This is a genomic window from Aeromonas sp. MaB10011B, assembly GCF_017939325.1.
Lineage (GTDB): Bacteria > Pseudomonadota > Gammaproteobacteria > Enterobacterales > Aeromonadaceae > Aeromonas > Aeromonas caviae.
Map to the genome: position 1 here is coordinate 16,681 of NZ_JAGKRK010000080.1, position 13,659 is coordinate 30,339.

The 13,659-nt window shown below is 63.5% G+C and carries 13 protein-coding genes and 7 tRNA genes; 9 read left to right on the top strand and 11 right to left on the bottom strand.

What is annotated here, in order from left to right; all coding sequences use genetic code 11:
* Positions 1-3: 3 nt before the first annotated feature.
* A complete protein-coding gene (locus J9893_RS19085) occupies positions 4-3,564 on the bottom strand; it encodes an ATP-binding cassette domain-containing protein (RefSeq protein WP_210600865.1) in 3,561 nt (1,186 codons plus the stop codon).
* Positions 3,565-3,661: 97 nt separating this feature from the next.
* Positions 3,662-4,939: an alpha/beta hydrolase gene (locus J9893_RS19090; protein WP_210600866.1), complete on the bottom strand. Its 1,278-nt coding sequence runs from the start codon at positions 4,937-4,939 to the stop codon at positions 3,662-3,664.
* A 236-nt stretch (positions 4,940-5,175) separates the two neighbouring features.
* Between J9893_RS19090 and J9893_RS21990 the strand changes: the two genes are divergently transcribed.
* A complete protein-coding gene (locus J9893_RS21990; protein WP_081000980.1) occupies positions 5,176-5,310 on the top strand; it encodes a hypothetical protein in 135 nt (44 codons plus the stop codon).
* A 22-nt stretch (positions 5,311-5,332) separates the two neighbouring features.
* On the opposite strand, the gene J9893_RS19095 is transcribed toward J9893_RS21990, so the two are convergent.
* The 3 genes from J9893_RS19095 to J9893_RS19105 form a co-directional block, all read right to left on the bottom strand.
* Positions 5,333-5,608 carry a hypothetical protein gene (locus J9893_RS19095; RefSeq protein ID WP_210600867.1) on the bottom strand — a complete coding sequence of 92 codons (276 nt, stop codon included), beginning with the start codon at positions 5,606-5,608 and terminating at the stop codon, positions 5,333-5,335.
* A 142-nt stretch (positions 5,609-5,750) separates the two neighbouring features.
* Positions 5,751-5,826 (bottom strand) — tRNA-Asn (locus tag J9893_RS19100).
* A 5-nt stretch (positions 5,827-5,831) separates the two neighbouring features.
* A tRNA-Phe gene (locus tag J9893_RS19105) sits at positions 5,832-5,907 on the bottom strand.
* Positions 5,908-6,288: 381 nt separating this feature from the next.
* On the opposite strand from J9893_RS19105, the gene rraB reads away from it, so the two are divergent.
* Complete coding sequence (gene rraB / locus J9893_RS19110; RefSeq protein ID WP_010675493.1) at positions 6,289-6,624, top strand: ribonuclease E inhibitor RraB; 336 nt, start codon at positions 6,289-6,291, stop codon at positions 6,622-6,624.
* 68 nt (positions 6,625-6,692) lie between these two features.
* On the opposite strand, the gene J9893_RS19115 is transcribed toward rraB, so the two are convergent.
* Positions 6,693-8,666 carry an EAL domain-containing protein gene (locus tag J9893_RS19115; RefSeq protein WP_039040163.1) on the bottom strand — a complete coding sequence of 658 codons (1,974 nt, stop codon included), beginning with the start codon at positions 8,664-8,666 and terminating at the stop codon, positions 6,693-6,695.
* 166 nt (positions 8,667-8,832) lie between these two features.
* Between J9893_RS19115 and J9893_RS19120 the strand changes: the two genes are divergently transcribed.
* Positions 8,833-9,327, top strand: coding sequence for a hypothetical protein (locus J9893_RS19120; RefSeq protein WP_029314787.1), 495 nt, complete (start codon positions 8,833-8,835; stop codon positions 9,325-9,327).
* A 100-nt stretch (positions 9,328-9,427) separates the two neighbouring features.
* On the opposite strand, the gene J9893_RS19125 is transcribed toward J9893_RS19120, so the two are convergent.
* Genes J9893_RS19125 through rsgA form a run of 5 tightly spaced genes read right to left on the bottom strand, consistent with a single transcriptional unit; the run spans position 9,428 to position 12,269 of the window.
* On the bottom strand, positions 9,428-9,829 hold the full coding sequence (locus J9893_RS19125) for a hypothetical protein (RefSeq protein ID WP_201996414.1): 402 nt from the start codon (positions 9,827-9,829) through the stop codon (positions 9,428-9,430).
* A 2-nt stretch (positions 9,830-9,831) separates the two neighbouring features.
* Complete coding sequence (locus tag J9893_RS19130; RefSeq protein ID WP_010675489.1) at positions 9,832-10,083, bottom strand: DUF2960 domain-containing protein; 252 nt, start codon at positions 10,081-10,083, stop codon at positions 9,832-9,834.
* 4 nt (positions 10,084-10,087) lie between these two features.
* Entirely contained in the window at positions 10,088-10,336 is a 249-nt protein-coding gene (locus tag J9893_RS19135) for a VF530 family protein (protein ID WP_041212447.1), read from the bottom strand.
* A complete protein-coding gene (asd, locus tag J9893_RS19140; protein WP_042014303.1) occupies positions 10,333-11,205 on the bottom strand; it encodes an archaetidylserine decarboxylase in 873 nt (290 codons plus the stop codon). The genes J9893_RS19135 and asd overlap by 4 nt, the downstream gene beginning before the upstream one ends.
* Before the next feature lie 29 nt (positions 11,206-11,234).
* On the bottom strand, positions 11,235-12,269 hold the full coding sequence (gene rsgA / locus J9893_RS19145) for a small ribosomal subunit biogenesis GTPase RsgA (RefSeq protein ID WP_039040203.1): 1,035 nt from the start codon (positions 12,267-12,269) through the stop codon (positions 11,235-11,237).
* Between the two features lie 91 nt (positions 12,270-12,360).
* Here rsgA and orn point away from each other — a divergent pair, with 91 nt between their 5' ends.
* The 6 genes from orn (at position 12,361) to J9893_RS19175 (ending at position 13,658) form a co-directional block, all read left to right on the top strand.
* Positions 12,361-12,906 carry an oligoribonuclease gene (orn, locus tag J9893_RS19150; RefSeq protein WP_042014296.1) on the top strand — a complete coding sequence of 182 codons (546 nt, stop codon included), beginning with the start codon at positions 12,361-12,363 and terminating at the stop codon, positions 12,904-12,906.
* A gap of 177 nt (positions 12,907-13,083) precedes the next feature.
* Positions 13,084-13,159: transfer RNA gene (locus J9893_RS19155), tRNA-Gly, on the top strand.
* A 25-nt stretch (positions 13,160-13,184) separates the two neighbouring features.
* Positions 13,185-13,260 (top strand) — tRNA-Gly (locus J9893_RS19160).
* A gap of 32 nt (positions 13,261-13,292) precedes the next feature.
* Positions 13,293-13,368: transfer RNA gene (locus J9893_RS19165), tRNA-Gly, on the top strand.
* A gap of 114 nt (positions 13,369-13,482) precedes the next feature.
* Positions 13,483-13,558 (top strand) — tRNA-Gly (locus J9893_RS19170).
* 24 nt (positions 13,559-13,582) lie between these two features.
* Positions 13,583-13,658, top strand: a tRNA-Gly gene (locus J9893_RS19175).
* Position 13,659 lies beyond the last annotated feature (1 nt).

The window sequence follows — 13,659 nt, forward strand, 5'->3', positions numbered from 1 at the left end:
TGCTCATGCCGTCTGGGGCACCTGGCGGTTGACCTGGCCGGCAAACAGCTGGTGGAAGCGGGAGTGGGAGTTGGCCAGCAGGCTCACCGGCGACCCCTGCTCCACCACGGTGCCGGCCTCCATCACCACCACCTTGTCCACCGACAAGAGCGGCTCCAGGTGGTGGGCGATCACCAGATAGCTGGCCTCCGGCCGGTAGCGGTAGAGCAGCTCGGCCATCTTGCGCATGCCGCCGTGATCGAGGTCCGAGGTGGCCTCGTCCAGCACGATGAGCGGTCGGCGCGACAGCAGGATACGGGCGATCACCAGCAACTGGGTCTCGCCGGCGGAGAGCTGCAGCTTGTCGAGCTCCTCGTCCAGCCGGCCGGCGCAGCGCTCGGCCAGCCCCACCCGGGCCAGCGCCTGCTCCAGTGCCGCGTCGTCATGTTCGGTCAGGGGCGCCAGGTTGGCCCGCAGGGTACCGAAGAAGGTGAGCGGGATCTGGGAGACGGTGTCGTAGAGATCGCGCACCGCTTCCGGTGCCAGCCGGGAGAGCGGCTGCTCGCCGTAGTAGATCTCCCCCTGGGTGGCGGGATACATGGCCTGCAGTACCCCCAGCAGCGAGCTCTTGCCGGCGCCGGTACGGCCGCACACGCCCACCTTCTCGCCGGGGGCCAGCTCGAAGTTGACCTTGTGCAGCGCCCACTGGCTGGCCTGGGGATAGCGCAGCCCCAGGTTGTCGAAGCGTACCTTGGGGTGAGGGGTGGCGAGGGCCTCCCCCTCCTGGCGCTCGCTCTCTATTTCGCTGTATTCGCGCACCCGCTCCACCGCGTTCATCACCTGCTCCACTTCGGCGAAGGTGCGGATCAGGGAGTTGAGCATGGCCGAGGCGGTAAAGGCGTAGGTGATGGCCACGGCCCCCAGCAGCGAGCTGTTGCCAAAGGCCACCATCAGCGCCACGGCGCCCACCAGGGCGGCGGAGAGCAGGGTCTGGTGCATGCCGAGCCAGCGGTTGATGGAGGTGGTGGTGTACCAGCTGCGCAGGTTGTTGTCATAGTGCAGCAGCACCTGATCCAGCGCGAAGCGCTCGGCCCCGGCCAGGCGCAGGGCGGGGGCGCCGCGGATGGTCTCGCTGATGCTGATGTAGAGCGGCGAGCGCAGCACCGAGGCCTGCCGCCGCAGCTTGAGCTGCACCGCCCGGTAGCGGCGCTGCAGCACGTAGAGGGCCCAGCCCACCAGGGGGGCGATGAGCAGCAACAGCGGCATGTTGACGCCGATCACCACCACCTGAAGCGCCACCGACACCAGCATGCCGAACAGCCCCATCAGCATCGACAGCAGGATCTCCTGGGCTTCCCCCAGATCCCGGTCGAAGCGGTTGAGGATGCGCCCCTGCGGCACCTTGTCGAAGAAGGCCATGGGGGCGCGGCTGATGCGCCCCAGCATGCCGACAAACAGGGTCCAGGCCAGCTTGAGGCCGAGTTTGTAGTTGATGACCCGCACCACCATGATGCAGGTGAGGGAGCCCGCTCCCAGCAGCACATAGATGCCGAGCAGTTCGCTCACCTCGGTCACCCCGGCCTTGCCGCCGAGCCAGAGATCCGAGGCGATGCGCAGCCCCTCCTGACCCAGGGTGAGCAGCAGGGCGAGCAGGATGGCGCCGGGGGCGGCCAGGCGCTGCCACATGAAACCGAATAGCCCCCAGTCCACCTTGCCCTCCACCACCTTCTCTTCATTGAACTGCTCCGCCTCCTGGGGCGGCACCGGCGGGGTGGGCTGGGGATGCTGGATAAGATCCGCCAGCTGGTGGGCATCGAGCTCCACCAGTTCGCCCTGCTCGATGCGGATCACCCGATCGCAGTGAGCCAGCACGTCCGGGTCGTGGCTGACCAGGAGCCGGGTCGGCCCCGGCTTGAAGGCGAGCCCCCGCTCCAGCACCTGGGCCGAGACGATGGGGTCGAGCGCCGAGAGGGGGTTGTCCAGCAGCAGGATGTCGGCCCGGGCGTAGAGGGCGCGGGCCAGGGCGACTCGCTGCTGCTGACCGCCGGAGAGACGGGTGCCGAGCTCGCCCACCAGGGTCTGATCGCCGTGGCTGAGCAGCTCGAGGTCGGCCGTGAGGGCGCAGGCGCCGAGCACCCAACGATAGCGCTCGGCGTGCCAGGGTTGGCCGAACAGGATGTTGTTGCGGATGGTGTCGTTCATCAGCCAGGGCTTGTGGCCCAGATGGGCAACCCGGCCGTGGCGACGGATGCTGCCGGCAAACTCGCTGTCAAAGCCGGCAACCAGATGCAGCAGGCAGCTCTTGCCAGCCCCGGTGGCCCCGGTGATCCCCACGAGCTCCCCCGGTGCGATGGCGAGGTTGGCTCCCTCGAGCACTGGTTTTTGCTGGTGCAGGGCACTGACGCCTTCCAGGTGGAGTGCCCCCGCCGGCAGGGCGGGATCATCGAGTTCCCGGTGCTGCTCCGGGCTGTTCAGGAACTCGCACAGCCGGTTGAAGCCGGTGTTGAAGTTGATCAGGGTGCGGATGAGGTAGGGCAGTCGCATCATGGGGATGCGCAGCACGGTAAACAGGGCGATGGTGGTGAACACCTGGGGCAGGGTGAGGGTGTTGCCCGACGCCAGGTAGGTGGTGAAGGTGGCCAGGGTCACCAGCAGGGGAGTGCTCAGCATCAGCCCTTCGTTGATGGCATCGAGCCTGAGCACCCGGCCCAGCACCCCCAGCTCCTGCTGGCGCTTGGTGTTGGCCGCCCGGATGAAGAAGGGGCCAAGCCCGTTCTGGCGCACCAGCCGCAGCTTCTTGATGTATTCCGCTAGGATGCCGTTGCGCTCGTCCTGTTGACGCTTGAGCTGCTGCTCCTGCTGGTTCATGCGCCGCACCACCCGGGTGGAGATGAGCAGCAGCAGGGCCAGCACCGCGAAGCCCACCAGACCGGCACAGCCCACCTGCCACACCAGCAGGGCGATGGTGCCGATGAGTTGCAGCGCCATGGTGACCGGCATGGCGGGGTCAGCCAGGATCCAAGTGATGTCCCACACGTCCCGGTTGATGAGGTTCTGAACCCGGCCGCCGGCCCTGTCGTCGAAGCTCTTGCCACCCTGCTTCATCACCTTGGCGAGCAGGGATTCGGCCAGCAGACGGCGGATGGGCACGTGCATCTTGAGGGCCAGTTGCAGGGAGTGCTCCGCCAGCATGCCGGCGGCGAGCACGGAGGCGAACAGGGCCAGGGCCAGCAGCAGCTTGTGGCCGGTGGTGGCATCGGTGCCGAGCTGGGTCATGCTGTGGTTGAGCAGCCAGGGGCTGGTCAGGGTGGCGAGCATGCCGAGCAGTTGCAGCAGGGTGAGCAGGCCAATTCGTCCCTTGTAATGGCGCCAGATAAAGGCGGTCAGGGGCCAGGGGCGCACCGGCTGGCGGGCAGTGAGCGCGAGGAAGGCGTCGGCGCGGCCGTCGCGTCTGTCTTCCGGCAGCAGGGGATAGAGATCGTCGAGACTGACCTGGGGCTGGGTCAGCCCCTTGCGCAGCAGCGGGCCGGTCCAGCTATAGAAGAGGCGACTCAGCCAGCCGGCCGAGATTTCCGGATGATCCAATGGGTGTCCTTGTTGTTTTGTGTTGCTTCCATGGGCGTGGCGGCTCATGGGCCGCCCTCGAACTTGTTGTCTTGCTGCGGGCGTGCGCCCGGCGGGATCAGCGATCCCGGTTCATGCGGATGAGACGGTCCAGGATCCGCTCGCCATCGACCCGCAGGCCGTTGTGTTCGTACTCGTTGGTGATCCAGGCGCGGCTGTTGCCAAGCCCCTTCAGGGTGTCGCGGCTGAAGTCAAACTCCACGTACATGTCCTCGGCATAGACGGCGCAGGCCACCGGCACAGTGTTGCGGGCCAGCTGCGCCGGGTCGTAGAGGGGACCCCAGTCCGATTTCTGGGCAAGCAGGTGGGCGGCCTCCTTCAGGGGAATGAGCTCGCGGAACTGCTCGAACATCCAGGGGAAGATCATCTCGCCGGTGAAGGCGAAATCTTTGCCTGGCGCCCAGGCCAGGGCAGGGAACTCCCTTCTCACCCGCTCGGCCGCCCAGTTGCTGGCACTCCCTTCGCAATAGATGAGCTCGTGCAGGATGGCGAACACTGGGTTGGTGTTGAACGGCTGCATGGCCTGCACCTGATAGAGGAAGGCGGGGTTGAGGCGTTCGCCGATGAAGGCGTCTTCCAGCAGGTAGTAAAGTGCCTCGAAGGCGCCGCTGGCCCCCAGATCCAGCCCCTGCTGCTGCAACTGCTCCACCGTCAGGCGCTGGCCGTTGGGCAGGTGCACGTCGTGGTGGTGCAGGTGGTTGGCCAGCCGGTTGGCCAGGGCCTGGGCATGGGGGAAGCGGGTGAAGAAGGCGCGGTTCTTGTCCGCCACCCGCTGGTAGGTGGCGCGGTAAACCTCATCCGCGCTGCGCCCGATGGGAGCCACGCCGCCGGTGAGGTAGACCTCGTGCAGGCTCCTTGGGAACAACGAGAGGTAGGTGAGGCTGCAAAAGCCGCCGAAACTCTGGCCGAGCAGGCTCCAGGGGCGCCCCGGGCTCAGCACCTCGCGAATGCATTCGGCGTCGCGCACTATGCTGTCGGCACGAAAATGGCCGAGGTAGTCCGCCTGCTCACCGGGGGGCATCCCCGCCAGGGCGTCAGCACTGATGGGGGTGGAGTGGCCGGTGCCGCGCTGATCGAGCAGCAGCACCCGAAACTCCTGCAGGGCCCGCTTGATCCAGCCGCCATCGGCGGTCGGGCGAGGAGCGCCAAACCCCGGGCCCCCCTGCAGATAGAGCAGCCAGGGCAGGTCATCATCCCGCTTGTCCTTGCGGCAGAGGGTGCGGCAGAACAGGGTGAGGGTCGCCTCCTCGTCGGGATGCTGGTGGTCGAGGGGCACGGTAAAAAAGTGTGGCTCGCAATGGATGCCATCCAGCACATAGTGCAAGGGGCTGCTCATCTGGGGTCTCCCTGAGGGTAGGAAAATCGTCGGCCTCATCATAGCCCTGGCGCAGGGGCGGGTCACGCCGGTTTTCCAGATTGTTAACAGAGATAGAGCCTGAGGTCGGTGCCGTACAAGGTGTGGTTTCGCCGCGGTTGACGGCGGGCTGCAACTGGACAAAGATGAGCCGCCTGCCGGGATGGGCAGGGATAGGTCAGCACCCCAGGTGCAGGAAACTGGATGGAGTTGGCTCGATGAAGCCGAGATGGATACGTGTTCGCAAGAGACGCACACAGAGGGATCCGGAGGGGGTGCTGCAGGCGGGTTTGCTGGTGTTCAGCGCCACCTGTGGTGCCACTCTGTTGCTGGCAGCCTGCAACGGCGGTTAGCTGAGTGAAACAGACCCGCTTGTCATGAGCGGGTTTTTTCATGCCGGAGCAGCAGGTCGGGACCTGCCTGTAGCCCTTTGCTGGCGCGGGTTTGCGGTATGCAGAGCACGGCTGCTATGGTCAATTTACGACCGGATCCACACAGGGAGGCGATCATGAACAGTCGTGAAAAGTCCTGGCTCATTTGGCCACAGATCACCGGGTTGCAGGATTGACCGCTGGCGAGGCACTGGCTGGCATGAGCCACTCGATGAGTTCGCTCCTGCTGCAACAGGATCAGCACTTCTTCCGCCGCCATGCGGACGACCCCTGCCACGAAGTCGCCCGGGCCTGCTCGGCTGGACACGTATGGCATGGGGACGAAAACCACTACTAGCCCCGGCATGTGAGTAAATGACAGATGCAAAAAGGCCCGCTCATCTGAGCGGGCCTTTCGAATTTGGCTCCTCCTACTGGACTTGAACCAGTGACATACGGATTAACAGTCCGCCGTTCTACCGACTGAACTAAGGAGGAATAGTTGGTGCCCAGAGACGGAATCGAACCGCCGACACGGGGATTTTCAATCCCCTGCTCTACCGACTGAGCTATCTGGGCAACGGCGCGCATTAAACCCTTTCTGGACTGAGGTGTCAACCACAGGCCGCAGATTGATGTACCGTTCGCTCGATATCCGAGCAATCTTCCCGTGATTGGACCGGTTTCCCGGTTTTAACCATGAAAAGAGGGGCGCCTGTGGGGCAGGGCGGGCCGGCGGCCAGCAGAACATCATGAAGGATGGCGGGCTGCCTGACGTGCCGAGGGCTGCCCGTTGGCGCCAAGCCGGGAGAGTCGCCAGTTATCTTGGCCCATCGATTGAGCCTGCCGCGCTCTGCGGGTATGCTTTGCCGCACTCATCCCCTGGCCATGGTCCGGGCCGACGCGGCTGGCAGGGGTGACATCCATCCAACACCGCCTGGGGTTTATATGAATACCAATATGCAAGAGTGGCGCGAAGAGACCGCCGCCATCGTCAACGAGCTGCTGGCCGATGGCAGCAACCCGGATCTGGATTACGAGATTGAGCACCACTTTGCCTGCCAGAAGTTCGATCTGCTGGAGAAGGCGGCGGTCGATCTGTTCAAGGCCGGTTTCGAAGTGACCGACGCCGAGGAGATGGAGCTGGACGACGGCGCCACCATCTTCTGCTTCGACGCCATGGTGGAGTGCAAGCTGGACATCGACACCATCGTCGCCGACATCGAGAAGATGCTGCCCATCCTCGAGAAATACGGGGTGGACTACGACGGCTGGGGCACCTACTTCCAGGAGTAAGTGCGTCAGATCACGTACGCTTTGCAAAAACAACAAGGCCACCCTCGGGTGGCCTTGTTGTTGCTGGCTTACTGCTCCGGCAGCTGGTAGCTGCGGGCAAAGTCGGCCGGTGGGAGGGGGCGGCTGAACAGATAGCCTTGCAGCCGATCGCAACCGACCTGCACCAGCCAGGCCTGCTGCTCCGGCGTCTCCACCCCTTCGGCGGTGATCTTGATGCCAAGCTCATGGCCCAACCCGATGACGGAACGCACGATGGCTGTGGTGGCCTGGTTGGTGGCCAGCCCCTGGGTGAAGCTTTTGTCGAGCTTGAGGGTCGCCACCTGCAGCCTGGGAAGATAGGCGAGGGAGCAGTAGCCGGTGCCGAAGTCGTCGATGGCGAGCTGGAAGCCCGCCTCGATGAGGCTGGCCAGGTTGCTCTCTATCTCGTCGGCATTCTCCATCAGCACCCCTTCGGTGATCTCCAGCTCCAGTTGCCAGGGGGCGAGCCCGTGGCGCGCGATGCAGTCGAAGATCTGCGGGCAGAGCTCGGGATCGCGGAACTGCAGGGGTGAGAGGTTGATGGAGAGCACCAGATCCGGGGCCGCCACCTGCCAGCGGGCAAGCTGGGCACAGCCGAGCTCCAGCATCAGCTGGCCGAGCTGGCCGATGAGCCCCAGCTCCTCCGCCAGCGGGATGAACTCGTCGGGGGAGATCATGCCGAATTCGGGATGGGGCCAGCGGCAGAGCAGCTCAGCCCCGTGCAGCCGGTTGCTGTGGGTACAGATGATGGGCTGGTAGACGGCGGTCAGCTCGGCGGACTTGATGGCGAGTGGCAACTGGGCGGCGATGAGCTGGCGGCGTTTGAGCTTGGCATCGAGTGCGGGGTCGAACAGGGTGCAGTGCTGCTGTTGGCGCTTGCCCTGGGCCAGGGCGGCCTCGGCGTGGCTCAGCAGACGCTCGGCATCCTTGGCCTTGCCATGGGCGATGCCGAGGAACACCGGGATCTGGATCCTGTGTTCTTCCACCTGATAGGGCGTCATCAGCTCCTGCTGCAGGTTGCGGCTCCACGCATCCAGAGAGAGGGGGAGCTCGGGCAGCAGCAGGGCGAAGTCATCCGCCGCGACCCGACAGAGCAGGGACTGGGGCGGCGCCAGTCGTTGCAGGCGACGGGCCACCTGGCTCAACAGGCGGTCGGCGACCCGTATGCCGAAGCGATCGTTGATCTCGCGAAAATGTTGCAGATCCACCAGCAGCAGGCTGGCCTTGCGGGCGCCCAGATGACGGCTGGTCTGGAGGAAGTGGGAGAGCTTGAGCAGGCCGGTCAGGCTATCGTAGTGCTGCTCCTGCTGCAACTGGGCCTGGGTGGTGCGCAGCCCGGTGATGTCGCGGCTCAGGGTAAGGATGCCGAGGGAGTTGCCCTCGTCATCCGGCACCTCGACCCGGGTGACCTCCAGATGGCGGCCTCTGCCCTGGGCATCCACCACGCAATACTCCCCCTGACCCAGGGTTTGTTCGACGGGCAGCCGGGGAGGGACACGCCGACCCAGAGCCTCGCTTGCCACCAGCCCCATGAAGTCGAGAAAGGCCTGGTTGCAGTCGATGAGCACGCCCTGGTGATCCTCGAGACGGATGAGGTCGGGAATGGCATCCAACAGGCGGCGTTGCAGCAACTGCTGCTGGCGGAAGGTTTGCTCCAGCTCCTTGCGCTGATCGATGGCGCTGACCATGGCAAACAGGGCGATGGGATCGCCGTGCTCGTCATACAGGGGAACCTTGTTGATCTCCATCCAGCTGGCGCCTTCGCCGCTGTGGCAATGGAGCTGCTGGTGCAGCAGGGGTTTGCCGTCGGCCAGCAGGCGGTCATCTTCCTCCCGGAATACATCCCCCCAGGGCATCTCGGCATCGCTCTTGCCAATGAGTTCGCTCGGGTCTTGCAGGCCGGCTTCCCTGGCGAATGCCTTGTTGGCAAACAGGTACCGTCCGTGCTTGTCCCGGCAGAAGATATTCATGGGTAACTGGTCGATGATCTGCTGCAGCAGCGCCAGGGAGAGCGAAGAAGTCACGAGAGCACTCACGGGGGAGACTTCGAGCAAATCTATGATAACAGGTGGGTTTTGTAAAGCCTGGGTTAAGAGTACGCCATTTGTGCGGATCCCTGCTGACAGCCTGTGTCGCGATCGCCATAATAGCCGCCGGTTGGCCTATGGCCTTATGGATGAGAGAAGCAGCATGAAGAAGATAATGGGGGGCGCCCTGGCCCTGTTGATGGTGGGTTGTGCGAGCGACAACAACGGCGGCGAGCAGTATCGCTATACCCCGCCGGTTGCCAAGGCAACCAACAACACCCAGGAGATGGCGATCCCGGTGGATCTGGTGTGGGCCCGTGCCGAGAAGTGGTTCGGCGATCACGGCCTGAACATCGAGAACAGCCAGCGTGGTGCCGGTCTGATGACCGCCAACGTGGAAAACTCGGCCGATGGTCTGGAGTGGCTGGATTGCGGCACCATGGGGTCCAAGGTGGCGCTGGGCAACCCCAACCTGCAGATCAACCTGATCATCACCCAGAGCGGCAACAACAGCGTCGCCACCGTGAACGTCAAGGGCAATACCCAGCTCTACTTCGTCGAGTCCTCCGGCGAGCGGGTGCTGGCTCCCTCCATCACCCCGGTGTGCGTCTCCCGCGGCAGCCTGGAACAGAGCCTGTTCTCCACCCTCGGCAACTGATCCTGCCGGGTATCATGAAAAACCCCGTTGCGTGCAACGGGGTTTTTTTATGCCTGCTCTGCGCCCATCAGGGCGTGGGGGGAGGGATGAAGCCAGAGGATCAGGGGGTCAGATCGCCGTGATAGAGCACATGGTCGCCGGACTTGAGCACATAGCCCTTCCAGGGGAAGAGCTGATAGCCGCCGCCCTGCCAGGACCAGTTGCCCTCTTCGCCCTGGCGGATCAGCCGGATCGGCTCGCCCTCTGGCAGGGTCAGCTCGGCCTGACTCTGATCGGCATTGAACAGCACGAAGGCGCTGACGGTCTGACCGGCATCGGTCGGGTTGAGGCGAATGCCCTGCTCGAACAGCCGCACGCACTTGCCTGCCAGCGCCGACCATTGATAACCCGCGCTGCCGATGCAGCCATGTTCGTCGCGATCCGCGCCGACCAGGGGCTCCCTCGGTGTCGTGTTGCAGGCGGCCAGCAGCAGGGAGGCGGCCATCAGGGTCAGGGTGCGCATGCTTACTCCTTGGCGTCCCGTTCGATGACGATGTTGGAGAAGCCCAGCTCCTTGAAGTAGTTCTCCCGGTAATCCTTCACGCTCTTCTTGTCGCGGCGGCACACCTGGGCCAGCTGCTCTTCCATGGCGTGGAAGCGGGTCAGATCGATCCCCTCGGCGGCGGCAACGGCATCATAGATGCTGTTGAACTTGTCGTTGGCGTAGCCAATCTCCCTGGCCTGCTTCTTGTAGGTGTAGGTAATCTTGAACGCCATGGCGTCACTCCTTCTCTTTGGCCTGCTTGCGCTGGACGTACAGATAGAGGCTTTCGACCTTCTCTCTGGCCCAGGGGGTCTTGCGCAAGAACTTCAGGCTGGACTTGATGCTGGGATTATCGGTGAAGCAGCGGATATTGATCTGCTGCCCCAGCGCTTCCCAGCCATAGTGCGCGACCAGGGCGGTGACGATGGCCTCCAGGGTCAGCCCGTGCAGCGGGTTGTTCTTCTGGGAAGCGGGTTGATCGCTCATGCTTGCGCCGCCAGGGTGGCAAAGGGCTGACCCATGCGGGTGGTGACCCCGTTGGCCAGGTGCGGCTCGAAACCGGCCAGCATGCCCGGGCCAAACAGGCAGACGACTGTGCTGCCCAGCTTGAACAGGCCCATCTCGGCCCCCTTTTGCAGGGTGATGGCTTCATCGCCGGTGTAGTCCCAGCGCACCACCTTCTTCTCTTTGGTCGGCGCTATGTTGCCGGCCCAGATGGTTTCGATGCTGGCCACGATAGTGGCACCGACCAGCACCAGGGCCATGGGGCCGTGGGGGGTTCTGAAGGTGGCCACCACCCGCTCGTTGCGGGCAAACAGGTTGGGCACGTTCTCGGCGGTGAGGGGGTTGACGGAGAAGAGATCCCCAGGCACGAACACCATGCTCTCCAGCACGCCGTCCAGCGGCATGTGGATGCGGTGGTAATCCTTGGGTGCCAGATAGATGGTAGCGAAGTCGCCATCCTTGAACGGGGCTACCAGATCCTCATAGCCCCCCAGCAGCTCGCGGGCGCTGTAGTCGTGGCCCTTGGCCTGGATGATGCGACCTTGGCTGATGGGCCCGAGCTGGCTGACGGTGCCATCCACCGGCAGGGCCAGGGTCATGGCGTCTTCCACCACGGGGCGGATGCCGGGCTTGAGCTCGCGGGTGAAGAATTCGTTGAAGCTCTTGTAGTGGGCAGGGCTCTCGTGCAGCGCCTCGCTCATGTCGACCTGGTACTGCTTGATAAAGGCCTCGATCACCCTGGTGGTGAGGTTGCCCGCTTCGGCGGCGGCAAGTTTGCCCACCAGGCGGGAGAGGGCGTGTTTGGGCAGGCAGTATTGACCGGCAATTTTCAGGTTGTCAGTGATGCTCATGATCTTCATCTGGGAATGAGTTGAACGGGTCACAGCCGCGCCTGTTGGCGACCGTGGCGGGCTTCCTGCATGGTTTCCAGGATGCGGTGGTAGTTGTGGAAGCGATCGGCGCTGATGGCGCCCGCTTCGACCGCGGCGCGCAGGGCGCAGCCGGGATCGTCCTTGTGGGTGCAGTCGCGGAACTTGCAGCCACCCAGGTAGTCGCGAAACTCGACGAAGCACCAGGTGATGCGGTCGGCTTCCAGGTGCCAGAGGGCGAACTCGCGGATCCCGGGGGAGTCGATGAGATCGCCGCCGCTCGGGAAGTGGTAGAGCCGCGCCGTGGTGGTGGTGTGCTGGCCGAGCCCCGAGTTCTCGGAGATCTCGCCGGTGAGCACGTCCAGCCCCGGCATCAGGGCGTTGGTGAGGGACGACTTGCCCACCCCGGACTGGCCCACGAAGATGCTGATCTTGTCGGTGAGCGCCGCCTTTAAGGCGTCGATGCCCTCACCGCTCTCGCAGCTCACCAGCAGCACCTCGTAACCGAGCTTGCGGTAGGTCTCGAGCTGGTGCTCGATACGGGCGCGGGCCGCGTCATCGAGCATGTCGACCTTGTTCAGCACGATGAGGGGCGCTATCTCCACATCTTCTGCCGCCACCAGGTAGCGGTCGACGATGTTGGTGGAGAACTCGGGCATCACCGCCGAGACGATGATGATCTGGTCGATGTTGGCGGCGATGGGTTTGACCCCGTCGTAGAAGTCCGGCCGGGTCAGCACCGAGTGGCGCGGATGCACCGCCTCGATGACGCCGGCAGTCGCGGCATTGAGGCCGGGGCGCCACACCACCTTGTCGCCGCACACCAGGCTGCTGATGCTGCTGCGCCGCAGGTTGCTGCGGTGGATGGCACCATCGCTCGCCTCGACATCCGCGTGCTGGCCGAAACGGCTGATCACCACCCCTTCGATGGCGGGGCCGAACAGGGTGTCATCCACCACTGTGGTGTGCTCTTTTTGCAGCCGCCGCTCGCGGTTGGCCTGGACGCGCCTTTGTTGACCCAGATTGAGTTTTGCTTTCTTTGCCACGGGGTTTGCCAGTTTATGAACAGATTCAAAGCCAGTATGATACATGCAAATTGGCAAAATTCCGCCATTCCTCCCAATAGAGAGAGCAATCATGACAGTCAGCGCGCAGAACCTGGTATGGATCGACATGGAGATGACGGGTCTGGACCCCGAAGAGAACGTGGTACTGGAGATCGCCACCATCGTCACCGACAAGGACCTGAACGTGCTGGCCGAAGGGCCGGTCATCGCCATCCACCAGAGCGAGGAAGAGCTGGGCAAGATGGATGACTGGAACGTCAACACCCACACCAAGAGCGGGCTGGTGGCCCGGGTCAAGGCGAGTGAATACGACGAGGCCAAGGCCGTTGCCGAGACCCTCGCCTTCATTCGCCAGTGGGTGCCGGAGCGCACCAGCCCCCTGTGCGGCAACAGCATCGGCCAGGATCGCCGCTTCATGGTCAAGCACATGAGCGATCTGGAAGCCTTCTTTCATTACCGCAACGTGGACGTCAGCACCATCAAGGAGCTGGTCCGTCGTTGGCAGCCTGAACTGCTGGATCAGTTCAAGAAGAGCGGCTCCCACCAGGCGCTGGACGACATCCGCGAATCCATTGCCGAACTGCAGTTCTACCGCGCCCACGTCTTCAAAATCTGAGTGGCTGGCAAGGGTTTGCCGTCGTTCGGTTGCTAAAATCAGCAGTTCGGCCAGCTTTTGAGCGAACGGCTGCAACCAGACAAAAAAGCCCTTGCAATTGGAATGTCTGCTCTTATAATTCGGCTCCCGTACAGTAGCGCAAGCAACCAAATGCTGTACGGTCTGTTTTCAGGTTTTGCGGGAATAGCTCAGTTGGTAGAGCACGACCTTGCCAAGGTCGGGGTCGCGAGTTCGAGTCTCGTTTCCCGCTCCAAAATGTTTGCTGATGACGTTCCGATGCGGGAATAGCTCAGTTGGTAGAGCACGACCTTGCCAAGGTCGGGGTCGCGAGTTCGAGTCTCGTTTCCCGCTCCAATCATCAGCACAGCCTCAAGACAATCCATGTTGCGGGAATAGCTCAGTTGGTAGAGCACGACCTTGCCAAGGTCGGGGTCGCGAGTTCGAGTCTCGTTTCCCGCTCCAATATGCAGTGCCGGAGTCACCGAGTTGGTAGAGCATGTTGAGTGCTTGCCAAGGTCGGGGTAGCGAGCGCGAGTCTCGTTGCTGGCTCCAAAAATATGTAAGTGATATTCCGATGCGGGAATAGCTCAGTTGGTAGAGCACGACCTTGCCAAGGTCGGGGTCGCGAGTTCGAGTCTCGTTTCCCGCTCCAATCACTTGCAGATGACATTCTGTTGCGGGAATAGCTCAGTTGGTAGAGCACGACCTTGCCAAGGTCGGGGTCGCGAGTTCGAGTCTCGTTTCCCGCTCCAA